The sequence below is a fragment of the Lacinutrix cladophorae genome (assembly GCF_053604645.1).
The window spans coordinates 1-1148 of sequence record NZ_JBSHNR010000057.1; the positions used below are offsets into that span (position 1 = coordinate 1).

Below are 1148 nucleotides of genomic sequence, written 5' to 3' on the forward strand. Positions count from 1 at the left end.
AAACCATACGTAATGCTAACAACGTGTATATTTTATTGCTAGTTCTCGCCTACTTACGAAAATCCTCGCGGATTTTCTATTCGGTTTTTATTTGCTAACTTAGTTGCTTAAACACGCAACAAAGCATACACAAGACCGTTGCCAATAATTATGACCAACATCACGAATGAAAGAAATATACGAACCTAAATTTGTTGAAAAGCTATTTGACAAAATGAGTAGTTCGTATTCAAAAATGAATTACATAACCTCATTTGGATTTAGTGAAAGATGGAGAAGACAATGTGTTGAGGAAATTGAAATCGAAAAAGGAAAAATAGTTGTCGATTTAATGACTGGAATGGGAGAATGTTGGAAACATATTTTAAAAAAATCAGATAAAAAATCAAAACTAATCGGACTTGACTTCTCAACAGAAATGATAAATCGTGCAGAGAAGAATAAATTGAAATTCAAAAAACATTCAGTTGAAATTCTTAAAGAAAACGTTTTTGACAATTCAATCGAAAATGAAACTGCTGATTATGTTATTTCAGGATTCGGATTAAAGACATTTAATGATGAACAACTTGGAGAATTAGCAATTGAAATTAGACGAATTTTAAAAACAAATGGAAAGTTTTCCTTGATTGATGTTTCTGTTCCGAAAAGTAAACTCTTAAAACCATTTTATATGTTTTACTTAAAAAATATTATTCCGATTTTAGGAAAAATATTTCTTGGAAGTCCAGAAACTTATAAAATGTTAGGAGTTTATACAGAAGAATTTGGAAATTCAAAAAACACACATCGGATTTTTAGCAGACCTGAATTTGAAGTTGAATATGTGGAATATTTTTTCGGTTGTGCAAGCGGAATTAAAGGAAGAAAAATAAAATAACTATTGGCAACAATGCATATATTTTATTGCTAGTTTCTAGCCTGCTTACGAATATTCCTGCGGAATATTCTATTCGGTTTTTATTTGCTAACTTAGTGACTTAATCACGCAACAAACCATATACTAAACCGTTAGCATTCATATTTTCTTTAGATTTTCAAAAACGAAAATTCAGGTAATATGAAATTAAAATTTTTAATAAACTTTTTTTAGTTCATTACCATTTATACATTTTTTCCCACAAGCTTTTAAGATTAATAAGGAAAAG

At 28.9% G+C, this 1148-nt stretch carries 1 protein-coding gene; it reads left to right on the forward strand.

The features are described 5' to 3' along the window. Positions 1-166: 166 nt before the first annotated feature. Complete coding sequence (locus tag ACVC3Y_RS00425) at positions 167-880, forward strand: class I SAM-dependent methyltransferase (protein ID WP_452225769.1); 714 nt, start codon at positions 167-169, stop codon at positions 878-880. The last annotated feature ends 268 nt before the right edge of the window (positions 881-1148 follow it).

Excerpts from the sequence above, each read along its gene's own strand:
- ACVC3Y_RS00425 (WP_452225769.1), top strand. The coding sequence starts at position 167 with ATGAAAGAAATATACGAACCTAAATTTGTTGAAAAGCTATTTGACAAA.